Annotated in this window: 2 protein-coding genes and 1 pseudogene; 2 read left to right on the forward strand and 1 reads right to left on the reverse strand. The window is 55.2% G+C overall.

Annotated elements, in window-relative coordinates; all coding sequences use genetic code 11:
- The first annotated feature begins 186 nt into the window (after positions 1–186).
- The gene (locus tag JF70_RS09095) at positions 187–696 is read left to right on the forward strand and encodes a hypothetical protein (protein ID WP_197071201.1); all 510 of its coding nucleotides are present in this window, start codon (positions 187–189) and stop codon (positions 694–696) included.
- A 22-nt stretch (positions 697–718) separates the two neighbouring features.
- Complete coding sequence (locus JF70_RS03465) at positions 719–1,165, forward strand: hypothetical protein (RefSeq protein WP_015022033.1); 447 nt, start codon at positions 719–721, stop codon at positions 1,163–1,165.
- Between the two features lie 135 nt (positions 1,166–1,300).
- Here JF70_RS03465 and JF70_RS03470 read toward each other — a convergent pair.
- Positions 1,301–1,851: pseudogene (locus JF70_RS03470) on the reverse strand (hypothetical protein); the annotation flags it as partial.

The following is a 1,851-nucleotide window of genomic DNA, read 5'->3' on the forward strand; positions in this document are numbered from 1 at the left end:
TATGATGGTGTAACGGTGGTGCTACTGTCACCGTTGATGTAATAACTCAAGAATGATAGTTAGGCCTATCTATCAGTGCAGTATTCCAGTTTTAGCTGGGTTGTCAGAGGTGCCATGGCTGACACCGCTGACTTCGTTATTGGTTATCAAGGATGAATTGACTCAACAAACGGAAAGGGGCTTATGATGAAAGCTCTGAACACTATCAAAAGTAGGTTGCTCGCCAGCGTTGCTGTTCCACTTGCGCTGTCTATGGGAGTCGCCATGGTTCCCAGTCAGGCGATGGCTGCAGAGCCTGTGGATACCGCTTCGACATCTATCGTGAGTCAAGTCACCGATTCGCTGACTCCGAGGGATGTGCTGGAGATAGCGGATACCGCATGGGAAAACGGTGATTATGAAGGTGCTGGCATCCTGACCGAGTATGCATTCTCGATGCATGATGGCACTGCCGGTAATGGCTTCCAATCGAGGAATTGGGCTACGACGATCGCCAAGAAAGCTGTCATTAAGCTTCTGCGCTGGGGAGGTTCCAAGCTTCCTGCCAAGATTGCTCCGTGGGCCGGTCGGATTGCAGACTTCCTGGAAGCCACCGGCGTCTGGACTCATGCCGCTATCGTCTCAGGTTTGATGCAGCTGGGCATCCCTTACGATATTGCTGAATACACGGCGACATGGGTTGATTTGTTCCTCTGATTCATGGAGAGAGGGGTGAGCGATGAGTGACCGTGGACGATCAGACCATGTAACGGTTTCGGATGCGATTACCGGTGTTGGTTTTTTCGGAACTGTGTTGTTGGGTTTTGTCTTTCCTTTTGCGGTCGGCATTGGTGTCACTTATCGCTTGCTCCCTTTCGGTGGCGTTCGTTCCTGGGTGCATGGGTGGCGTGGGGTTTTGGGTACCATCGTTATCTTTCTGTTGTGGTTCTTTGGTACCTACATAACTGATGCGTTGGTGGATGTGTTGTTTAGCATGAGCAGTCACAAGGTCTTGAAGAAGCTTGTTAGCGAAGTTGTGAGTTTTGTGTTTCTCATGGGGTTGATGGCCTTGGCCTTCAGCAGGTGGGAAGCCATGGCGCTCTCATCTTTGATAACTGAGGTTCTCACCATTCTCATCTCCCTACTCGTCATTCATGCCGTTGATGCTGCAGACAAGCATGATTAATCTAAACAACGATCATTCCTAGGGAATGAAGCGGATTCGAGTGCCCCTTTTATGGGGCGGGAGAAACGCATCGGACGCGGAGAGGTCTCCTCCTTGGTTTGGGAGGAGACCTCTTCGGTTTGGTTGTGTGTGGTGTTAGTCGTCGGTGGGGTTGATGTTCTTACTGAGGGCCAGGGCGATGAGCGCTGCGAGGTTGTTGGTTCGGTCGAGGGTGAGGGCTTGGACCATGTATGAGCTGGCTTGGTCGGGGTCGCGGGCGGCCCAGGCCAGGTAGGCTCTGGAGGCGCTGAGGTGTGGGGTGGGGCCGACGGCGGCGGTGAGCTGGTCGAAGAGGTTGTAGGCTCTGTCGGCGCGTTCCTGGTTGACGGGGGTCCGGCCTTCGAAGCAGGTGGTGAGGCTGGTGAAGATGAGTTTGACGGCGGCGGGGTCGTGGGGTTGTTCGGTGATGGTGGTCAGGTCGTCTCGGGTGGTGTCGGGGTTGATGGCGGCGACCAGGAGCGCGTCGCGGTGCGGCAGTGAGGTTTCTATCAGCGCGGCCATGCGGGTGAGCCGGTCGTGTCCTATGGCTTCGGGCTGGTGGGTGCCGTCGAGTATGCGCATGATGCTGTCGAGGGCCTGTCGGCCTGCGGTGAGCATGAGTTGGGGGTCCTGGCTCAGTTGCTTGACGTCGTCCTGGAGGCTGGTTG

It is taken from the genome of Bifidobacterium mellis, assembly GCF_000967265.1.
Lineage (GTDB): Bacteria > Actinomycetota > Actinomycetes > Actinomycetales > Bifidobacteriaceae > Bombiscardovia > Bombiscardovia mellis.